The organism is Streptomyces sp. SID12501 (assembly GCF_010550245.1).
Lineage (GTDB): Bacteria > Actinomycetota > Actinomycetes > Streptomycetales > Streptomycetaceae > Streptomyces.
Genome location: NZ_JAAGLU010000380.1, coordinates 1 through 537 on the forward strand (window position 1 = coordinate 1; position 537 = coordinate 537).

At 71.1% G+C, this 537-nt stretch carries 1 protein-coding gene; it reads right to left on the bottom strand.

The features are described from left to right. On the bottom strand, positions 1-537 hold a 537-nt coding region (locus G3I71_RS46335; RefSeq protein WP_164324947.1), incomplete at both ends, for an ABC transporter ATP-binding protein.

Here is a 537-nt window from a genome sequence, read left to right on the forward strand (position 1 = left end):
CTTCCTTCTCCAGTTGCTGGGCGCGGGCCACCTCGTCGTGGAGCAGGGTCCAGATCTCGTGGCGGTAGCGGGCGAACTCGGGGCTGGAGCGCAGGTCCTCGCCGGTGGCGGCGGTGGCGCGGTCCTTGAAGGAGACCGGGACGACCTCCTTGATCCGTCCGGGGCGCGAGGTGATGACGGCGACCCTCTGCCCGAGGTACACGGCCTCCTCGATGCCGTGGGTGATGAAGACGACCGTCTTGCCGGTGCTCTGCCAGATCCGGCGCAGTTCGTCCTGGAGGGATTCGCGGGTCTGCGCGTCGAGCGCGGCGAACGGTTCGTCCATCAGGAGGACGTCCGGGTCGTAGGCCAGCGAGCGGGCGATGGCGACGCGCTGGCGCATGCCGCCCGACAGTTCGTGCGGGTGCCGGTCCTCGAAGCCGGTGAGGCCGACCAGGTCCAGGAACTCCCGGGCCTTCGCCGCCCGTTGGCGGCGCGGGACGCCGGTGGCCTCCAGGCCGAACTCGACGTTGCCCAGTGCCGTGCGCCACGGCAGCA